Genomic DNA, 18697 nt, shown 5'->3' with positions numbered 1-18697 from the left:
GGACCGTCGTTTTCGCGGGACCTAGCGTCAGAGGGTCGAACCGCACGAGCAGAGGGTGGTCGTCATGCGTGGTGGGATGCGAGGCGTGCTCGCGCTGGCGCTGGCGCTGGTGCTCGTGGCGTGCGCGAGCAACGGGTCGTCGTCTCCGAAGTCGCCGTCCGCGGCGTCGAGCCAGGCGTCCACGGCGTCGTCCACGCCGCCGGCCGCGATGTCGTCCCCGTCCACCGGGTCGCGGGTCAGCTCCCGGCGGGTGGTCACCAAGCTGCTGGTGTTCATCGAGGAGAACCACTCGCTCGACCAGATGCGCACGCAGATGCCGTACGCGTTCGGGCTGGCGAAGCGGTACGGGTACGCAACGGACTACTTCGCCCTGTCGCACCCGTCGTTGCCCAACTACGTGCAGATCGCGGGCGGGCAGACCCAGGGCGTCGTCGACGACTCCGACCCGTCGACGTACCCGTTGTCGGGCCACTCGGTGTTCGGGCAGGCGATCGCGCGGGGCCGGACCGCCGGGGTCTTCGCGGACGGCATGACCCAGCCGTGCGCTCCGCAGGACGAGGGGACCGAAGGACAAGACGAGTACGTCGTCCACCACAACCCGTGGGTCTACTTCCGCGCCGAGCACGCGGACTGCGTGCGCTACGACCTGCCGGTGGCGGCGCTGGACGCCGCCATCAGCACCGGCCGCCTGCCGAACGCCGGCATGGTGGTCCCGAACCAGTGCCACAACGCCCACGACTGCAGCCTGGCGCAGGCCGACGCCTGGTTCGCGGGGTACATGCGGAAGATCTTCGCCGGCCCGGACTGGAGGTCTGGACACCTGGCGGTGGTGCTGACCGCGGACGAGGACGACCACTCGCAGGACAACAAGATCCTGACGGTCGTGGTGCATCCCAGCCAGCACGCGCACGTCGTCCACGTACGGCTCGACCACTACTCGCTGACCCGGCTGTACGAGGACGTCGTCCACGCGCCGCACCTGTTCCACGCGGCAGGCGCCGCCTCGATGTCCAGGGCCTTCGGGCTGCCCCTGGGCTGAGCGGCCGGTCGTGCGCCCACGCGGACACCGCGGCCCGAACCGGCCGTACACGACCACGCCGGCCAGGCAGAGCAGCGGTTCACCTGCAGTCCCTGCAGGGATACCCATGCAGGGATAGGGTCCCCGTCCATGGACATGCTCAAGGGCGAACAGATCGCCGAGGCCAACCTGGCCGACTGGCGCAAGCTGGCTCAGGGACTCCACGCCCGCTACGTGATCGACGACTTCGGCGCCGGCGCACGGTTCCTCGCCGCGGTGGGCGAGGCGGGCGACGCGCTCGGCCACCACCCGCGCGCGGCGATCGGCCAGGGGTACGTCGACCTCAAGCTGGTCAGCGGCGACGCCATCTACCGCGACGGCGAGGGCACCGAACACGTGGTGGAATGGGTGACCCAGCAGGACGTCGACCTCGCGCGGCGGATCACCGAGATCGCCGCCGACCACGAGGTCGATGCCGACCCGGCCTCGGTCAGCGACATCGAGCTCGGCCTCGACACGGCGCGCTCCGCGACCATCGCTCCGGTGTGGGCGGCCCTGCTGACGGGGAGCGCCGAGGCCCAGGGCCACGGCACCCCCAGCGACGAGATCCGGGATGCCACCCGACGGGTGCCGAACCTGTGGTTCGGGGACGCCGAGGAGCACGGAGCCACGGGGCAGCGGTTCCACATCGAGGTCTACGTCGCGCCCGAGGTCGCCGGGCAACGGATCGCCGCTGCCGTCGCCGCGGGTGGGACCGTCGTCGATGACAGCGACGCGCCCTCGCTCACCGTGATCGCCGACCAGGACGGCAACCGGGGAGTCGTCTGCGTCGACGCGTCCGCTGCGCCGAAGGAGTGAACCGGTAGCCCGGGTGACCAGCGGCCGGGCCGCGGGTCACTTCCCGCGGGATCGAATACCGTGAAGTGCATGGCTACCGACTCGTCGTACACCATCGCGCCGCTCAGCCCCGAGACCTGGTCCGCCTTCGATGCGCTGGTGCAGCGCCACAACGGCATCTTCGGGGGCTGCTGGTGCATCTGGTTCCACCCTGACGGTCCCGAGCGCGGCCAGGGCGCGGAGGCCAACCGGGCGCTGAAGAAGGCCTATGTCGAGCAGGGCAAGGCGCACGCTGCCCTGGTGATGGTCGGCGACGAGGCCATCGCGTGGGCTGAGTACGGCACCCCGGTGGAGTTGCCCACCCTCCACCACCGCAAGGGGTACGACGCCACCAAGACCGTGGATCCCGACTACCGGATCACCTGCGTCTTCGTCGACAAGCGCCACCGGCGGCAGGGGGTGACGGCGCTGGCGATCACAGGTGCGCTCGAGCTGATCGCGCAGGCCGGCGGCGGGCGGGTCGAGAGCTACCCGCACGACCTGACCGACCAGACCAAGAAGATGTCGTCGTCGTTCCTCTACAACGGCACCCGCCGACTCTACGAGCGGCTCGGCTTCACCTACGACCGGCCCAAGGGGCTGAAGAACTGCGTCATGGTCAAGACGGTCGATCCCGCATGAGCCCGGCCGTGGCCGGCCATGGCCGGCCGTGAACCCGGGCGAGGCACGGACTCGCGGAGAGCAGCAGGGCGGACGCCGCGACGGACTTCGCATCGGACACGGTGCCGTCGGTGATGAGGGCCTCGATCTCGGAGCGACAACCAGGGGTCGGCGGAGACCTGCTTGCTGTCGAGATGATCCACGCTCGTCAGTGTGCACGCCTTCCGCTCCCTAGGCGTGCTTGCGCCTCGACATGAACGAGCGGGTCGCGCCGAGGTGTGGACGTTGTCGGGTGTTCGCGCCGGTAGGGTCCCTGGATGGTCGAGCCGATCGGCGTCAGCGCCGCCAACGGGGCAGCGAGCGGGGTGCGGCTGCTCGGCGAGTCCGACTGGGCGTGGCGTCGGCGCGGCCCCACTCCTCGCGCAGTCCGGGCCTTCGGTCTTCGTGAACGCGGGCTGAGTCGGCTGCCCGGCGGAGCCGGATACGTCTGGACCGACGGTCGCGTGGTGGTCAAACCAGTCGGCTGCGTCGCTGAGCACGACTGGGTGTGCGGGGTCTACGCCGCCTGGGACAGCGACTGCGTTCGGGTGCCGGAGCCGGTGCTGCCGAGCGGGGACCACGGGTCGTGGTCGGTGGACGGGTGGGGAGCGCACGTGTTCCTCCCGGGCCGCGACGTCGAGCTGCTCGGCGAGCTGGCCGAGGTCAAGGAGGCCAGCGACGCGTTCCACCAGAGCGTCAAGGACCTGTCGCGACCGGACTTCATGAACGACCGCGACGACCCGTGGGCCTACGGGGACCGCTTGGCGTGGGAGGGGGCAGTCCCTGTCGCCGACGGGGACACCCTCGACCTCATCCGCTGCCTGACCGACCACTTGGCTCCAGTCGATGACCGGGACCAGGTGGTCCACGGCGACGTCCTGCCCAACGTTCTGGTGGCGGACGGACTCCCACCGGCCGTCATCGACTGGCCTCCCTACTTCAGGCCGGCCGGGACGGCGAACGCGGTGGCCGTCACCGATGCGCTCACCTTCCGCGGCGGATCTCCTTCGCTTCTCGACGAGTGGGAGACGGGCGACGACTGGAACCAGCTGCTCGTGCGCGCCCTGCTCTACCGCCTGGGCCCGACGGGACTCTTCGCCGCCCGCAACCGGCTCATGGGCAGTCTCGTCACGCACGTCGAGCGGGTACGACCAGTCGTGGCAGCCGTCCTGTCACGATGAGACCTCGACGAGACTCACGATCCGGTGTGTGGGCTGGATCAGCTGGGGACGTAGGTGTAGGCCACGGAGCCGGCGCCGAACCGGCGCACGTCCTGCAGCACGAGGTCCACCGGTCCTCCGAAGAGTCGGTAGCCGTGGCCGAAGGCGATCGGGTGGACGTTGATGCGGTACTCGTCGACGAGGCCGAGTCGCGTCAGCTCCTGGGCGAAGGTGGCGCCGCCGTAGGTGAGGATCGGCGCGCCCTGTTGCGCCTTGAGGTCGGCCATGCCGCTCTCGAGGTCGCGATAGATGGTCGACTCGGGCCAGTCCGCCTGGGTCAACGTTCGCGAGAAGACCGCCTTGGGGATCTCGTTCATGGGCTTCGCGAAGGGGTCGGTCGAGGACTGCCAGTACGGCGCCATCTCCTCGTAGGCTCCGCGGCCCATCGCGTGCACGCCCGCACTGCTGATCAGGTCGAGGATCTCGGCACCGAACTCGTCGTCGTAGAAGCTCATCGGCCACGCCGGCACCTCGTCGGGCTGCCCGACGAAGCCGTCCACGGACATGTCCATCTTCAATATCAGAGGTCGCATGCAAGGACAGACCCCTCTGGTCGCTCAGAGTCATCGGGGACCGACCGCGTGTCCCGCCTCCCTGAGGCCGTGCCTTCCTGGTACGAGACCGACTACGACGAGGCGATCGCCCTAGCGCCCCGTGTGTGGACCCCGAGGGCGTATGGCGTGAACAAGTCGAACGCGCTCGACAGCGGCGTCCTCGATGGGTACTGCGGGTCGGTCAGCGCCTACGAACGGAAGCTCCTCGACGGTGCCCAGACGACGTCCGGAGGCGCGTCGTGGGCTCTTCGCGCACCCGCTCAGATCGGTCAACGGCGCACCCGATAGCGCAGGTGAAGCACCCGGTCGCCCTGGATCACCTCGTCGGGGTCGTCCAACAGGTGCTGCGCGTCGACCGACCCGAAGTAGCGCTTGCCAGACCCGAACACGACGGGTACGACGTCCATGCGCACCTCGTCGACCAGGCCCGCGGCAAGCACCTGGCCACCGACGTCGCCAGCGGCGACCTCGACGATGCGGCCACCCGCGAGCTCCTGCGCCTTGGTCACGGCTGCCTCGACACCGTCGACGAAGTGGAACGGTGCCTCGGCGTCCCAGCTCTCGGGCATCGGTCGGTGCGTCACGACGACCACGTGGTCGATCCCGCCCGGAGGCTGCCCGTCCCAGCCGTCCGTCAGGTCGAAGACGCGGCGGCCGACGACTGTCGCCCCGATCTGGTCCCAGTACGGCCGGGTGTAGTCATAGGACGTCTGCGACACCTTCAGCTCGCCGCTCTCGTCCAACGGCACGTCACCGCTGGACAACCAGTCGAACAGCGGTCCGGGCTGGTCGTCCTGGTCCGCGACGAACCCGTCCACCGACACCGAGCTGTACAGGACCACCTTGCCCACGGGACGCTCCTCTGCCTCGAGATGCCCAAATTAGCGTGCGTGGATGTCGTCGGTGCAAGACCGCCCAGGTGCTTTGCACCGGCCGCACGCGGTTGTCCCTCGGAGTCACACCGCCGAGTTGTGACACGCCGGTCGCTCGAGATGGGTAATCTGCCCTTGACGGGACACACGTTCCGACGGGGAGGGATTGACATGTTCTGGACAGTGCTCACGATCTTGCTCATCGTCGCCTTCGTGGCGAACCCGCCCGTCAACGGCCCGGGCTCTACAAGTGAGCTGCATCGGTTCGCACCGGACCATCCTTCGCGTGGAAGCAGCGGCTCGGCGAGTCAGTTGATCCCGCTGGCGGGACAGACCCAGTCAGCGACTGTCGGTCGTCACGGACCCGTCCGTGCGGGCGCTGCTGTGTCGGTCAGGTGCCGCCCGCTCCCCATTCGGAGCCCTTGCCTTCAGCCAGGTTCCTCGTCCTCGTCGCGATGCCACTGGCGTCGTGAGTCGTCGGCTGGTTCCGCCGGCGCTGCTTGAGATCGAAGATCACTGCCCAGATCAGGAGCAGGACGATGGGCACGGCGATGATGAGGGCCAGAAACATGACGCACCTCGCGCGATGTGGGATCTCTTCGAGGCTAGTGCGCCACCTCCCTCAGCGACAGCCCCGTTGGGGCTACAGCCAAGAGGACGCCTGCTGAACCGGGCAGGCAGCTGTCAGGTGGGAGACCGTGCGCGCGATCCGCGTCAGCGCAACGTCCACACGTCGACGCGGTCGAACGAGGCGTTGAAGTCGCCGGGGCCGCCCATCGACACCAGCCCGATCCGCACGTGGTCACCGAGCTCGCCGTGTGTCCAGGTACCTCCGCGAACCCAGTGCTGCCCGTCCTGGCTGGTGTACGCGGTGTAGCGGTCCTCGACCTGGGTCACCCGCTTCACGATCCGCAGCCAGGTCGTGTCAGCCGGGGGCCCGACCACCGTGTTCCCGTAGCGCGGGAACCCGACGGGGGCGGAAGGCACCTCCTTGGCGAACTCGGTCTGTCGGGTCTCCCAGATGGAGGCGTTCGCGAGCTTCACGAAGGCGTCGTCCGAGCCGTAGATCACCAGCCCTGCCTGCAGGAAGTTGTGGCAGCAGCCGTCGTCGGGCACGTCGAGGCGCACCTGGGTCTGCACGACGTAGCTGCCTGCGGGCGCGGGCTCGGTCAACACCGAGGCTGTGTTGCTGTCGACGTAGAGATCCGCGTCCTGCGTGTGGAAGCGGAAGGCCCCGCCCTCGACGCCGTACGTCGAAGCATCCGGCGGCCGCACCCAGCTCCACCGTGCCGAGAGCGAGCTTCCGTCGAAGTCGTCGGAGTAGTCGTCCAGGTGTGTGCCGAGAAGGTCGGGCTGCACGGCACGGGGCCTGTAGGCGGTGCGCTGTCCGGGCTGGGCGGCCGGCGCCGGCATCCGTGTGTCGGAGGCCCATTGCCCCGCCCGCACCATGGGCCAGCCCCGCACCCAGTCCACGGGGTCGAGCAGGGGTGGGCGCTTGGTGAATCCTGGTCGACCTGCGAAGTACGGGTTCCCGCGGTCGACCGCGTGGTAGACCGTCCACCACTGTCCGGCCAGGTCACGGAAGACCGAGTTGTGGCCGGTTCCCACCCAGCGGTTGCCGTTCATGCTCACCACGGGCGTGCCGCCGACGCGACCGGCGAGCAGCGAGTTGCCCTCGCGATCGGTGAACGGACCGAGCGGGCCGCGTGAGCGACCGGCGAAGACGCTGTAGCCGGTGAGGGGACCGTTGCAGCAGTTCGTGGCGGACGCGAACAGGTAGTACCAGCCGTCGTGCCGCACCACGTTGGTGCCCTCGTAGCGGTTGCCGATCGTGACCTGCCGGTCGGAGTCGGCGGCGCGCCCCCGGGCGGTCGACAGCTGCGTGGCTCGTCGCAGCTTGGCCGGGTCGACGGCAGGTTCGGTCTTCTGCCCGAGCGTCACCTGGCGGGCGGTTCCGGTGCGCACCATCCCGTCAGGGGTCAGGGTGACGTGTTGGCCGAACGCTCCGCCGTAGTAGCTGCCGTAGTAGAGCACGCTGCTGGTGTCGACGACGTCTCCGAGGACGTCAGGGTCGTAGGTCCAGAAGTAGTCGCACGGCGCGGTGGTGTTCCGGCGAGGCGCGACCAGGGGAGTGTCGCTGATCCTCCAGGGACCGGTCGGTGATGCACTCGTGGCGACGCCGATCGCGCTGTCGTTGGCGCACCCGGCCTCTCCGCCACCGGTCTCGTTCGTGTCGGTGACGACGAAGCTCAGGTAGTAGAGGTGATGAGTGCGGCTGTAGACCACGTCCGGCGCCCACATGAAAGCGGTGCTCGCGGCCCAGGTGGGCTTCGCGGGGAGCGCGTCACCGACGTAGGTCCACGTCACGAGGTCGGTGCTGCGCATCGTGGGGATGGGGTGGAACACGGGGTCTCCGGTGCCGGACGTCTCGCTGTCGTTGAGCGGGTCCGTGGTGCAGTACATGTACCACCAGTGGGAGTACCGACCCTGCCCGCGGAGAACGGTCGGGTCGGCACAGCTGTCGACGGTGCCGCCGCCTGGGATGCGAGGCGCGAGCGGGTTCGTGTAGGAGCCCGGCGCGACGTGTCGCCCGTGCGACGCCGCGGTGGAGGGGGAGGGTGGAAGCAGGGCGGCCGTGACACACAGCATGACGAGAACAGGGAGTGCGAACTTCAGGACCCGGACCATGGGACGACCATGCGCCGAATCTGTTGTCGTGACAAGGGGCATATCGGCGACATTTCCGGGCTGCCACGAGCGAGGTCGTCCTCCCGATACTCAGTCGTCCGTGCCTAGCGGCGTCGCCGGGCCTTCCGGCTCTTGCGCCACGTCAGGAGCGCCGCGATGGCCCGCGCAATCCCGGGCGCACCGTCCCCCTGTCCAGGACTGGCGTTCATCCAGCTCTGCCGGGCGACATCCATGGACGACTGCGCGTTCGGCTGCGGGTCGGCCCCGCCGGGTAGGCGCTTCGGCTGCTGCATGACCCCAGCATGCGTCAGCCGGACCGGGACGTTCGCGCAATCGGAGGCATCGGCTCTGGTCGGGCCGCCCGGTCAAGCTGGGGTGATCGGAGCCCGGTGGGCGGCAAGCGCGTCGTCCAGAGGGCGGCGACAGACTCGTCCTGCCGTTCACCGATCATGAACCTCATGAAGGACCACCAGACGCCGCAGACGGGCGAGGCCGACGCGAAGGTCGTCACGCTCTGCGGCTCGACCACGTTCGAGGCTGAGTTCGCGGAAGTCAACCAGCGCCTCACGATGGAGGGTTGCGTGGTGATCAGCCTCGGGATGTTCAGCCTTCCCGACCTGCCGGACCACGACTGGACAGCAGACAGATCGGACCTGAAGGGGCGGCTCGGCGGCGTGCACCTCCAGAAGATTCGCATGGCTGACGAGGTGTACGTCGTGGACCCCGGCGGATACGTGGGTGAGTCGACCCGACGGGAGATCGCCTACGCAGAGTCGCTCGGCAAGCCGGTTCGGTATCTGAGTCGCGAACGCTCTGCTCGAACCGGAGATGGCCCCCACGAGTGAGTCCGGCCGGGCCGTCCGTTCATCGGCACGAGCGGACGCCATGTGCCTGACGTCCTCCGCGGCGTGGGCTAGGAGCCCGCTGGCGCCTCGAGCCTCTCGATCGCCTCGTCGAAGGCGCGGCCGGCTGCCCGCCACGGCCCCGACGGCCCGCCCTCCTCGGCCAGGCCGAGCAGGTGCGGGGTCAGGTCGGCGCTGAACCCCTCGCTGGCCTCGCGCGGGAGCAGCGAGGGCAGGTTGTCGATGGCGATGACCTCCAGAGATGCGCTGCTGTGCTCCTGGTCGCTGCCGTGCAGACGTCGGACGGGCTCCTGCCACGTAGTGGTCTCGGTGTTCACCGGGAGCATGTTGGTGGGGCCGGTGACGTCGCAGGTCACGTCCGCGAGCACCCGGAGCCGGCGCTCGCGGTCCAGGTCGGACTGCTCCACGAACGGAGTCGTCGGGGTGTGCGTGACCACGCAGTTGACCAGGAGGTCATGGCCGAGAAGCGCCTGCTTGTGCAGGTCCCGCGTCTCGTGCCGATCCCACCGGGTGGTCGGCACCCCGGCGGTCATCAGCGCCGCCTGGGCGCCGCGACCGGACCGCCCGTGCGCTCCGGTCACCAGGGCCAGCAGCTGGTCGGCCCCGGCATCCCCGACTCGCTCCAGCTCCGCGTCGAGCTCGTGCTTGGCCATCGGGGCGAGCGGCGCGGCCAGTGCGCCGGCCAGGTGCAGCACGCCGAGTGCGGCGCCCACGTAGCCGGCCCAGTAGCCGAAGGCGACGACCCGCCGGCCGGCCTTGTCGGTGAGGTACTCGACGTCGAGCAGCCGACCCCTGCCGCGGCGGAACCGCTCCAGGGTGCGACGGGCGTCCGCCTGGCCCTTGAACGCGTGCGCGAAGTAGATGTGCCGGTGGCGCAGCGACACCGGCTCGTCGGGGAGCTCCTTGATCCCGAGGACGAAGGCGTCGTGCGGCGCGTCGGTCCACGTGCCCTCCGCGACGACGGACGCACCGGCCGCGGCGTACTCCTCGATGCCGAAGACGCGTTGGGGCGACTCCTCGACCGTCACCTCGAGACCGGCGTCGAGCAACAGCGGGACGTCTGCGGGTACGACGGGCGCTCGCCGCTCGGTGCCGCGGGACTCGGATCGGATCCATACATGGACGGGCTGCATACGGCCAGGATGGCACCGACGCGCACAGTCGACGCGGTGCCCCCTTGCCGGTCGCGAAGATCCCGCCGCCGCCTCTCGGTTCTGGCGAAGCCGAACCTGAGGTCGACGTGGACGACGTAGGGTGCGCGCAGGTAGTTCTCACTCGGGGGTGTCTGGATGGTTCGTCGTCTCGGAAGCGTCCTCACGGTCGCGTGCCTGTTCTTGGCCGGGTTCGCCCCGGTCGCCGCCGTGGCCGTGGCCGTGCCGGCTGGCACGGCGGTGCCGTCGGCCGCGGTCCGTGCCCGTCCGGCACTGAAGGTCACGGTGGACTGGCCGACGCTTCCGATGCTCGCCAAGCATGTGACCGTGCACGTCCGGCGACCCGGTGCCGGGCCGACGACCACCCGGCTCGAGATGCAGGTCGGGTCCAGGTGGGTCACGGTGGTGCACAAGAAGGTGAAGGCGCGCTCGTTCGTGTTCCGCGCCTACGTCGAGAGCGGCCGGGTCAGGCTGCGCGTCGTGCTGCCGCACGTCACCAGCCGCATCTACACCGCCCCGATGCAGGCCCCGCTGGTGCGGAGGGTCGACTACGCGGACGGTCCGGTGCAGACGAGGAGGAGCTGGAGTGACCGAGTGATCGCGCTGGTCTTCAAGGGCCGGCGCGGCCAGCTCGTCGATCTCGCCACGGTCCGCGAGGAGCAGACCGACGACTGCACGGCGGACCGGCTGCGTGGCCCGTCCGGGAAGGTCATCGCGGCGGCGCGGCCCGGGATGTGGCGACTGCCGCGCACCGCCACCTACCGGGTCGAGGCGGTGCCCTGCTGGGCCGGCTGGGTCTCGTCGGCCGACCTGACCCTCGTGCGGCTCGTGCCGTTGGACCTCGACGCGGCCCCGGTGCGGCTGCACGCGGGGAACGGGGTCACCGACGCCGGTGTCGTCACGGTGCCGGAGACCGGCCGGGTCATGGTGCGCGGCTGGGACCCGAGCGATCCCTCCAGCGGGTGGCGATCGGTCACCTCCCCCACCGGGCTGCGGCAGCCGCCCCTCATGTACCTCGAGGCCGGCAAGTCCTTCTCCAACTACTACCACTCCGGGGTCATCACCCCCGGTCGCTACCTGTTCTATCCCGGCAAGGACAACCTGAAGGCCAGCGCGTCCAGTCCCCTCACGACCTCGATCACTCCCGAAGGACCCGCGGTCACGCTCGGTGACGACGGCGTACCGGGCCGACCGCGCGAGTTCACGTTCACCGCCACGGCCGGGACGTTCGTCTACCCCGACAAGGCATACCCGCAGAGCGCAGGCGGGCTCTCCGGGCCGGACGGCGGCGGGGTGGGCGACTGGCACTACGGCCAGGGTTGGCTGCTCCGCAAGGACGGTCGGTACACCCTGGGTGTCACCCCCAACAACGCGGACACCGAGACAGGCACGCCAATGACGGTCCGCCTCCGCCAGGCCGTGACGCTGCCGCCGATGCAGTACGGCGCCCCGACCCGGTTCGCCCTCGACGGGTCCGACCGTTGGCTGGTCTCGACCATCGACGTGCCGCAGTCGTCCACCCACCGGTTGACGGCCTCGGGATCGACGATGACGGGCGCGTGGGAGGCGATCGGCGGATCATCCTTCACCCAACGCTGCGCTCCGACGCCGCAAGGACCGAACGGCTGCAACGACAACTACTTCACCACCGTGAACCAGGACACCCCGACCGCCGCGTACCGGCCGTGGGGGAGCAACCCGGCCCTCGTGGTGCTCCGGCCGGGCGCCGGGGTGACCGGCAGCGTCGACCTGACCCTCGGGCCGTGACCCTCACCCGCCAATCCCCACCCGAGGGACTCCTCGCGTCCTAGCGGTGCCCCGCCGTCCGGTCACAGAGGATCCGTCCCACGCACCTCGGGGTGCGCCAGGACGCCAGATCACCCGCGACTCAGCACCCGGTGCGGTGCACGACCCACACGTTCGGCTCGACGTACGTCGCGACCCCGTGTTCGACGTCGCAGCTGACCGGTGTGAGTGCCCGGGGAACGCGGACCGGGCCGGTCACGTCGAACGGCAGCCCGGTCCACTCACGCCACTCCGCGAGGGTGCCAGGGACGACCATCGAGCGCGGGGCCACCTTCGCGATGCGGCCACCGGCTCGGACGTGCACCCGCAGCCAGGGGTCGACGGGCAGGCCGTCCTCGCGCACCCGGAAGGCGTACGTCGACATCGGCTCGTGGACGTCGGTCTTCCCGGTGGGGCGGACCGGCGCGACGAGCTCGGCGAAGCCCCGCCGTGCGGCGTTGTCCCGCATCGCTGCGAGCATCTGCCGGGAGACACCGGTGCCCTGGTGGTCGGGACGGACGGCGATCTCGACCGCGGAGATCGCGTCCGGCTCCTGGCCACGAAGGCTGGTCAGCAACCCGTTGCGGATCACGAAGTCCCATCCGTTGTCGGGCAGTTCGCCGCCGTCGAGCACGAAGGGGACGGAGTACGCGCACGCGACGACCTCGCCCGCATCGTCCTGGGCGACGAGGACGAACTCCGCGAACCGTGTCTCGACGTTTCCGTAGAACAGCCCACCGATCGGGTCGTGGCGCATGAACTCCGGCCACGAGTTGGGCATGTCCCACATCGGTCCGACGAGGTCAGGTCGGTCGGCGAGGAGAGAGATCGTGAGCGGCACACCGACATCGTGCCCGGTGCTCGGGCTGACGTCGCGGCAATTTCACGGTCGTCGAGGGGGGTCACCCGACCTGAGGCTGCGGCTTGAAGCGGCGAACCTCGTGGGGCCACCCACAGGCCTCCGCGACCCTGCCCGCCCACATCGTGGCGGTCTCGTCGTCAGCCACGTCCACGATGGCGAACCCGCCCAGGAACTCCTTCGTCTCGGCGTAGGGACCGTCGGTCACCACGACGCTGCCACTGGTGGGGTCGGCGTTGTAGACCGGGCCGTCCTCCTCCTCGAGCCCTCCGGCGAAGACGTACACCCCGGCGGCCTTCATGTCGTTCACGACCGCCATGGCGCGCGGTCCGCGCCCGCGGAACCACTCCGCGGGGTGGTCGCCCACCCACTGCTGGTTGAAGTAGAGGAGGTACTCGGTCATGGCTGCTCCTTCTGCTCTGACGGACCCGGTGGCCGCGTTCATCCACTCCACGAACGTAGACCGGCGAATCCGACACCGTGCACCGCGCAACACGTGTTTCGTGCGGCAGCAGGGCGAGATCGGGTCCCGGTTCGCGAGACGCGCTCATCGACCAGGCGCGGGAGGGCCGCGGTGGTCTCGTCTGAGCGGGTGGTCGTCGGGTATCTCGACGACCACGATGCGAACACCGTCCGGGTCCGCGATCCAGAGCTCCACGAGTCCCCAGGCCTCCCGCCGGGGTTCGCGGAGAATCGGCACGCCGACCTCCACCAGACGTCGATGCTCCGCGTGCACGTCTCGGACCTGGATCCACAGCGCGATGCGCTCCCCGGGCGGGTCCGTCGCCTGTCCGCTGACCTCGAGAAGGCCGTTGGCCAGGAAGAACACCAGGCCCGGCGCCTCAGGGCTGCCGAACTCCCGGTAGACGGCGAGACCCAGCGTGTCCCGGTAGAACCGGTGGCTGCGTCCGAGGTCCGCGGGACGCAGGAGAACCCGGCTGCTGAGCACCTCCATGCGACCCCTTCCGATGCCGTCGGCTACGGCTGGGCGTCGGGCTCCGAGCGGGAGGCGTGCGCGGCCAGGCGGCCGGCTGCGTCGACGAGGAGCGGGTCGAGGGAGTCGTCGTGGGCGGCGGCGAGAGCCTCGAGCGTACGGCGCATGCGCGGGTCCCAGAAGGTCTCGATGTGCCGGGCGACGGCCTCGGCCGCCTGGGCCGCCGGCAGGTGCGCGAACTGCCGGGCGATGTCGTTGCCCATGCGCGCTTCGGCGGGCACGCTCACGCGTGGGTCTCCGCGGGCTGTCGCGCCTCGGCGACGGCGTGGTCGCCGCGGGCGTTGGCCACGCCGACCTGGACGGCGGTCACCTTGTACTCCGGGCAGTTCGTGGCCCAGTCGGAGTTCTCGGTCGTGACCACGTTGGCCCCGGTCACCGGGTGGTGGAAGGTCGTGTAGACGACGCCCGCCGGCATCCGCTCCGAGACCTGCGCCCGGAGCGTCGTCGACCCGACGCGGCTGGACAGGTCGACCAGGTCGCCGGTGGAGATGCCGCGCAGCTCGGCGTCGGCCGGGTGGATCTCCAGGACGTCCTCGGGGTGCCAGGTGTTGTTGGCGGTCCGCCGGGTCTGGGCGCCGACGTTGTACTGGCTGAGGATCCGGCCGGTGGTGAGGATCAGCGGGAACTTCCGTGTCGACCGTTCGGTGGTCGGCACGAACACCGTCTGGACGAGCTTGCCCTTGCCCCGGACGAACTCGCCGACGTGCATGACCGGCGTACCGGTCGAGGCGGCGTCGTACACCGGCCACTGCATCGAGCCGAGCTCGTCGAGGCGCGCGAACGAGACGCCCGCGAACGTCGGGGTGGTCGCCGCGATCTCGTCCATGATCTCGGACGCAGCGGCGTACGACATGTCGTAGCCCATCGCCCGGCCGATCGCGCAGGTGACCTCCCACTCGTCCATGCCCACCTTCGACGGGAACACGGGCCGGACCCGGTTGAGGCGCCGCTCGGCGTTGGTGAAGGTGCCGTCCTTCTCCAGGAAGGACGTGCCGGGCAGGAAGACGTGCGCGAACCGTGACGTCTCGTTGAGGAACAGGTCCTGGACGACCACGAGGTCCATCGCCCGCAGCGCCGCCTCCACGTGCTGGGTGTTGGGGTCGGACTGGGCGATGTCCTCGCCCTGGACGTAGAGCCCGCGGAACGTGCCGGCCAGCGCCGCGTCGAACATGTTGGGGATCCGCAGACCCGGCTCCGGGTCGAGGGTGAGACCCCACAGCCGTTCGTAGATGCCGCGGACGTCGTCCTGGGAGACGTGCCGGTAGCCCGGGAACTCGTGGGGGAAGGAGCCCATGTCGCACGAGCCCTGGACGTTGTTCTGCCCACGGAGCGGGTTCACGCCGACGCCCTCACGGCCGATGTTTCCGGTGACCATGGCCAGGTTGGCCATGCCCATCACCATCGTCGAGCCCTGGGAGTGCTCGGTGACGCCGAGACCGTAGTAGATCGCGGAGTTGCCGCCGGTGCCGTAGAGCCGGGCGGCCGCACGCAGCTCGTCGGGATCGACTCCGGTGACCTCGGCCACGGCCTCCGGGGAGTTGACCGGGTCGGCGATGAAGGCGAGGTACTCGTCGGCGTCCTCGCAGCGCTCGCGCACGAAGCCCTCGTCGTGCAGACCCTCGGTGACGATCACGTGGGCCAGGGCGTTGACGAAGGCCACGTTGGAGCCGGGCAGGACGGGCAGGTGGTAGGTCGCCTCGACGTGCGGGCTGCGCACCAGGTCGATGCGGCGTGGGTCGGCCACGATCAGCCGGGCCCCTTCGCGCAGCCGCCTCTTCATCCGCGAGGCGAAGACAGGGTGGGCGTCGGTGGGGTTGGCGCCGATCAGCAGGATCACGTCGGCCTTCTCCACCGACCGGAAGTCCTGGGTCCCGGCGGAGGTGCCGAAGGTCTGCTTCAGGCCGTAGCCGGTGGGGGAGTGGCACACCCGTGCACAGGTGTCGATGTTGTTGTTGCCGAACGCCGCGCGCACCATCTTCTGGACGACGTAGACCTCTTCGTTGGTGCACCGGCTCGACGAGATGCCGCCGATGGCGGCCACGCCGTGCTCGGTCTGGATGGCCTTGAACCCCTCGGCGACCCGGCCGATGGCCTCGTCCCACGAGACCTGGCGCCACTCGTCGTCGATCGTGTCGCGAACCATCGGGGAGAGCTGCCGGTCCTTGTGGGAGGTGTAGCCGTAGGCGAACCGGCCCTTGACGCAGCTGTGGCCCTCGTTGGCGCCGCCGTTCTTCGACGGCATCATCCGCACGACCTGGGTGTCGGCCCCCTCGCCCTTGACCTCGGCCCGGAACGAGCACCCCACCCCGCAGTAGGCGCAGGTGGTCTCCACCGAGCGGGTCGGCATGCCGAGCTCGACCACGGAGCGCTCCTGCAGCGCGGAGGTCGGGCAGGCCTGGACGCAGGCGCCGCACGAGACGCACTCGGAGGTGAGGAAGTCCGTGCCGCCGGCGCTGATCGCGGAGTCGAAGCCGCGGCCCTCGACGGTGAGCGCGAACGTGCCCTGGGTCTCGGCGCAGGCCCGCACGCACCGGGAGCAGACGATGCACGAGGACGGGTCGAAGGCGAAGTAGGGGTTGCTCACGTCGACCGGGTGCGGGTGGGCGACCTGGTCGCGGGAGCCGGGTCGGCCGTAGCGGACCTCGGCGGAGCCGACCGTGGCGGCCATCTCCTGGATCTCGCAGTTGCCGCGGGCGCAGCCGTCGCAGTCCTCGGGGTGGTCGGAGAGGTAGAGCTCCATGACGTTGCGACGCAGGTCGCGCACCGTCTCGGTGTGCGTGCTGACGACCATGCCGTCGGTGCAGGGCGTGGTGCAGGAGGCCGGCACGCCCTTGACCCCGTCGACCTCGACCAGGCACATCCGGCAGGAGCCGAAGGCCTTGAGGGAGTCGGTCGCGCACAGCTTGGGGATGGGTACGCCGGCCTCGGTGGCGGCGCGCAGGATCGACGTACCGGCGGGGACGTCGACCGGGCGTCCGTCGATGGTGACCGTCACGGGTGCGGCGTCCCGGACAGCCGGGGTGCCGAGATCGACCTCGGGGTCGCGGATGCTCTGGCTCATACGGGTGCTCCCTCCCGTTCGAAGTCCTCGGGGAAGTGCCGCAGCGCGCTCTGCACGGGCATCGGCGTCAGCCCGCCCATCGCGCACAGCGACCCCTTGGTCATGGTCTCGCAGAGGTCGTCGAGCAGGACCAGGTTGGCGCCTACGGCCTGCCCGGCGATGATCCGGTCGATGGTCTCCACGCCGCGGGTGGACCCGATGCGGCACGGCGTGCACTTGCCGCACGACTCGATCGCGCAGAACTCCATCGCGAAGCGCGCCATCCGGGCCATGTCGACGGTCTCGTCGAAGACCACGACGCCGCCGTGCCCGAGCATCGCGCCGGACTCGGCCAGGGCCTCGTAGTCCATGGGTACGTCGAAGCCGGACGCCGGCACGTACGCGCCGAGCGGGCCACCCACCTGCGCCGCGCGCACCGGGCGGCCGGACAGGGTCCCGCCGCCGTAGTCCTCGACGAGCTCACGCAGCGTCACCCCGAAGGGCAGCTCGACGATGCCGCCCTGCCGGACGTTGCCGGCGAGCTGGAACACCTGGGTGCCGCGGGAACGGCCGGTGCCGAGGGACGCGTACGCCGCGCCCCCGTCGGCCAGGACCATCGGCACCGCGCAGAGCGTCAGCACGTTGTTGACCGCGGTCGGCCGGCCCCACAGGCCTTTGACGGCGGGGATCGGCGGCTTGGCACGCACCTCGCCACGGCGGCCCTCGAGGCTCTCGAGCATCGAGGACTCCTCGCCGCAGATGTAGGCGCCCGCTCCGACGCGGACGTGCAGGTCGAAGGCGAGGCCGGAGCCGAGCACGTCCTGGCCGAGGTAGCCGTGGGTGTACGCCGCGTCGATCGCGCGCCGCAGGGCGGCCACGGCGTGCGGGTACTCGGAGCGGATGTAGACGTAGCCCTCGCTCGCCCCGACGGCACGGGCGGCGATGGTCATGCCCTCGACGAGGGTGAACGGGTCACCCTCGACGACCATCCGGTCCGCGAACGTCCCGGAGTCGCCCTCGTCGAAGTTGCAGGCCACGAACTTGAGGTCGGAGGGCGCGTCCAGGACGGTCTGCCACTTGATGCCGGCCGGGAAGCCGGCGCCGCCGCGGCCCCGGAGCCCGGATGCGGTCACCTCCTGGACCACCTCGGCGGGGGAGAGCGAGAGCGCCCGGCGGAGCCCGGCCCAGCCGCCGTGCGCCTCGTAGTCGGCGATCGAGGCCGGGTCGACCACCCCGACCCGGGCGAAGCTCAGCCGCTGCTGCGAGGTCAGCCACGGGTGCTCGTCGACCACTCCGATGTCGGCTGCCTCGCCCGCGAGCACGGCGGCGACGCCGTCGGGGGTCACGTTGGCGTAGCCGACCCGCCCCGCCGCGGTGTCGAGCTCGACCAGCGGCTCCAGCCAGAGCATGCCGCGCGACCCGTTGCGGACGACCTGTGCCCCGGCCGCCTCGAACGCGGCGGCCACGTCGTCGGCGCCCACCGAGACCGCGGCGGCGTCAGTCGGGACGAACACCCGGCGGGTCGGGGCCCTCACCGCCACCCCTCCGTCAGCGCGTCCAGCCGGTCCGCCGACAGCCGGCCGTGGAGGCGGCCGTCCAGGGTGCCGGACGGTCCGAGCGCGCAGTTGCCGAGGCAGAAGACCTGCGCGACCTCGACGCCGTCGCCCAGCGTGCCCGCGCGGGCTCGCGTGGCGTCGTACAGCGCTTGGGCCCCGACCGCCTGGCAGGCCTCGCCGCGGCACAGGGTGACGGTGTGCGCGGCCGGCGGTTCGGTGCGGAAGTCGTGGTAGAAGCTGACCACCCCGTGCACCTCCGCGACCGAGAGGTTCAGCACGGCGGCGATCGTCTCGACGTCCTCACGGGCGACGTAGCCGAGCTCCTCCATCACCTCGTGGAGCACCGGCATCAGGGGACCTCGGTCGGAGAGGTGCGCCGAGGCGATGGCACTCACCAACGCGGCCCTGTCGGTCGTGGACGCGGTCGTCATCAAGCGGCTCCGGGAGTGGCGGTCGTCACACCATGATACTGCGGGGCGCTCGGCTTCGAGCTCCACCGGCATCCACCAAACGCTGGGCTGCCACCAGTCTTGCGTGGGATCACGCGGTTCGTGTCGTCGG

18 protein-coding genes are annotated in these 18697 nt (G+C 70.4%); 6 read left to right on the top strand and 12 right to left on the bottom strand.

The features are described from left to right. Positions 1–64 precede the first annotated feature (64 nt). The 4 genes from KRR39_RS09960 (at position 65) to KRR39_RS09945 (ending at position 3735) form a co-directional block, all read left to right on the top strand. Positions 65–1039, top strand: a complete 975-nt coding sequence (locus KRR39_RS09960; RefSeq protein ID WP_254185649.1) for an alkaline phosphatase family protein — start codon at positions 65–67, stop codon at positions 1037–1039. A 129-nt stretch (positions 1040–1168) separates the two neighbouring features. Beyond that, entirely contained in the window at positions 1169–1876 is a 708-nt protein-coding gene (locus KRR39_RS09955; RefSeq protein WP_216941865.1) for a 4a-hydroxytetrahydrobiopterin dehydratase, read from the top strand. Positions 1877–1945: 69 nt separating this feature from the next. Next, on the top strand, positions 1946–2536 hold the full coding sequence (locus tag KRR39_RS09950; RefSeq protein WP_216941864.1) for a GNAT family N-acetyltransferase: 591 nt from the start codon (positions 1946–1948) through the stop codon (positions 2534–2536). A 296-nt stretch (positions 2537–2832) separates the two neighbouring features. After that, complete coding sequence (locus KRR39_RS09945; RefSeq protein WP_216941863.1) at positions 2833–3735, top strand: aminoglycoside phosphotransferase family protein; 903 nt, start codon at positions 2833–2835, stop codon at positions 3733–3735. A gap of 38 nt (positions 3736–3773) precedes the next feature. On the opposite strand, the gene KRR39_RS09940 is transcribed toward KRR39_RS09945, so the two are convergent. From KRR39_RS09940 to KRR39_RS09925, 4 genes are all read right to left on the bottom strand, one after another. Further along, a complete protein-coding gene (locus KRR39_RS09940) occupies positions 3774–4286 on the bottom strand; it encodes a dihydrofolate reductase family protein (RefSeq protein WP_216941862.1) in 513 nt (170 codons plus the stop codon). Between the two features lie 311 nt (positions 4287–4597). Next, entirely contained in the window at positions 4598–5179 is a 582-nt protein-coding gene (locus KRR39_RS09935; RefSeq protein WP_216941861.1) for a dihydrofolate reductase family protein, read from the bottom strand. 412 nt (positions 5180–5591) lie between these two features. After that, positions 5592–5771, bottom strand: coding sequence for a hypothetical protein (locus KRR39_RS09930; RefSeq protein WP_216941860.1), 180 nt, complete (start codon positions 5769–5771; stop codon positions 5592–5594). 143 nt (positions 5772–5914) lie between these two features. Further along, positions 5915–7849, bottom strand: coding sequence for a family 43 glycosylhydrolase (locus tag KRR39_RS09925; RefSeq protein ID WP_302053587.1), 1935 nt, complete (start codon positions 7847–7849; stop codon positions 5915–5917). A gap of 497 nt (positions 7850–8346) precedes the next feature. On the opposite strand from KRR39_RS09925, the gene KRR39_RS09920 reads away from it, so the two are divergent. Then, a complete protein-coding gene (locus KRR39_RS09920) occupies positions 8347–8733 on the top strand; it encodes a hypothetical protein (RefSeq protein ID WP_216941858.1) in 387 nt (128 codons plus the stop codon). 68 nt (positions 8734–8801) lie between these two features. Here the strand turns inward: KRR39_RS09920 and KRR39_RS09915 are convergent, their stop codons facing one another. Beyond that, entirely contained in the window at positions 8802–9884 is a 1083-nt protein-coding gene (locus KRR39_RS09915; protein ID WP_216941857.1) for a Rossmann-fold NAD(P)-binding domain-containing protein, read from the bottom strand. A 156-nt stretch (positions 9885–10040) separates the two neighbouring features. On the opposite strand from KRR39_RS09915, the gene KRR39_RS09910 reads away from it, so the two are divergent. Beyond that, on the top strand, positions 10041–11669 hold the full coding sequence (locus tag KRR39_RS09910) for a hypothetical protein (RefSeq protein WP_216941856.1): 1629 nt from the start codon (positions 10041–10043) through the stop codon (positions 11667–11669). A 121-nt stretch (positions 11670–11790) separates the two neighbouring features. Here the strand turns inward: KRR39_RS09910 and KRR39_RS09905 are convergent, their stop codons facing one another. The 7 genes from KRR39_RS09905 to KRR39_RS09875 all read right to left on the bottom strand — a co-directional run bounded on the left by KRR39_RS09905 (position 11791) and on the right by KRR39_RS09875 (position 18567). After that, entirely contained in the window at positions 11791–12528 is a 738-nt protein-coding gene (locus KRR39_RS09905) for a GNAT family N-acetyltransferase (RefSeq protein ID WP_254185647.1), read from the bottom strand. Positions 12529–12589: 61 nt separating this feature from the next. Then, the gene (locus KRR39_RS09900; RefSeq protein WP_216941855.1) at positions 12590–12949 is read right to left on the bottom strand and encodes a YciI family protein; all 360 of its coding nucleotides are present in this window, start codon (positions 12947–12949) and stop codon (positions 12590–12592) included. A 144-nt stretch (positions 12950–13093) separates the two neighbouring features. Next, a complete protein-coding gene (locus KRR39_RS09895) occupies positions 13094–13501 on the bottom strand; it encodes a VOC family protein (protein WP_216941854.1) in 408 nt (135 codons plus the stop codon). 23 nt (positions 13502–13524) lie between these two features. Continuing rightward, the gene (locus KRR39_RS09890; protein ID WP_216941853.1) at positions 13525–13767 is read right to left on the bottom strand and encodes a formate dehydrogenase subunit delta; all 243 of its coding nucleotides are present in this window, start codon (positions 13765–13767) and stop codon (positions 13525–13527) included. Further along, positions 13764–16601, bottom strand: coding sequence for a formate dehydrogenase subunit alpha (fdhF, locus tag KRR39_RS09885; protein WP_216941852.1), 2838 nt, complete (start codon positions 16599–16601; stop codon positions 13764–13766). The genes KRR39_RS09890 and fdhF overlap by 4 nt, the downstream gene beginning before the upstream one ends. Beyond that, positions 16598–18115 carry an NADH-ubiquinone oxidoreductase-F iron-sulfur binding region domain-containing protein gene (locus tag KRR39_RS09880; protein ID WP_216941851.1) on the bottom strand — a complete coding sequence of 506 codons (1518 nt, stop codon included), beginning with the start codon at positions 18113–18115 and terminating at the stop codon, positions 16598–16600. The genes fdhF and KRR39_RS09880 overlap by 4 nt, the downstream gene beginning before the upstream one ends. After that, complete coding sequence (locus KRR39_RS09875) at positions 18112–18567, bottom strand: NAD(P)H-dependent oxidoreductase subunit E (protein ID WP_216941850.1); 456 nt, start codon at positions 18565–18567, stop codon at positions 18112–18114. Before KRR39_RS09875 ends, KRR39_RS09880 begins: the two co-directional genes overlap by 4 nt. Between the last annotated feature and the right edge of the window lie 130 nt (positions 18568–18697).

The organism is Nocardioides panacis, from assembly GCF_019039255.1.
GTDB lineage: Bacteria > Actinomycetota > Actinomycetes > Propionibacteriales > Nocardioidaceae > Nocardioides_B > Nocardioides_B panacis.
Note: the sequence above shows the minus strand (reverse complement) of the source record. Positions and strands in the feature narration are given on the sequence as shown.

What these genes read in the sequence shown, in the direction of transcription:
- KRR39_RS09960 (WP_254185649.1), top strand. Translation starts at nt 65, where the DNA reads ATGCGTGGTGGGATGCGAGGCGTGCTCGCGCTGGCGCTGGCGCTGGTG.
- KRR39_RS09875 (WP_216941850.1), bottom strand. Translation starts at nt 18,567, where the DNA reads ATGACGACCGCGTCCACGACCGACAGGGCCGCGTTGGTGAGTGCCATC.
- fdhF (WP_216941852.1), bottom strand. Translation starts at nt 16,601, where the DNA reads ATGAGCCAGAGCATCCGCGACCCCGAGGTCGATCTCGGCACCCCGGCT.
- KRR39_RS09920 (WP_216941858.1), top strand. Translation starts at nt 8,347, where the DNA reads ATGAAGGACCACCAGACGCCGCAGACGGGCGAGGCCGACGCGAAGGTC.
- KRR39_RS09915 (WP_216941857.1), bottom strand. Translation starts at nt 9,884, where the DNA reads ATGCAGCCCGTCCATGTATGGATCCGATCCGAGTCCCGCGGCACCGAG.
- KRR39_RS09910 (WP_216941856.1), top strand. Translation starts at nt 10,041, where the DNA reads ATGGTTCGTCGTCTCGGAAGCGTCCTCACGGTCGCGTGCCTGTTCTTG.
- KRR39_RS09930 (WP_216941860.1), bottom strand. Translation starts at nt 5,771, where the DNA reads ATGTTTCTGGCCCTCATCATCGCCGTGCCCATCGTCCTGCTCCTGATC.
- KRR39_RS09940 (WP_216941862.1), bottom strand. Translation starts at nt 4,286, where the DNA reads ATGGACATGTCCGTGGACGGCTTCGTCGGGCAGCCCGACGAGGTGCCG.
- KRR39_RS09900 (WP_216941855.1), bottom strand. Translation starts at nt 12,949, where the DNA reads ATGACCGAGTACCTCCTCTACTTCAACCAGCAGTGGGTGGGCGACCAC.
- KRR39_RS09950 (WP_216941864.1), top strand. Translation starts at nt 1,946, where the DNA reads ATGGCTACCGACTCGTCGTACACCATCGCGCCGCTCAGCCCCGAGACC.
- KRR39_RS09945 (WP_216941863.1), top strand. Translation starts at nt 2,833, where the DNA reads ATGGTCGAGCCGATCGGCGTCAGCGCCGCCAACGGGGCAGCGAGCGGG.
- KRR39_RS09955 (WP_216941865.1), top strand. Translation starts at nt 1,169, where the DNA reads ATGGACATGCTCAAGGGCGAACAGATCGCCGAGGCCAACCTGGCCGAC.
- KRR39_RS09925 (WP_302053587.1), bottom strand. Translation starts at nt 7,849, where the DNA reads ATGCTGTGTGTCACGGCCGCCCTGCTTCCACCCTCCCCCTCCACCGCG.
- KRR39_RS09895 (WP_216941854.1), bottom strand. Translation starts at nt 13,501, where the DNA reads ATGGAGGTGCTCAGCAGCCGGGTTCTCCTGCGTCCCGCGGACCTCGGA.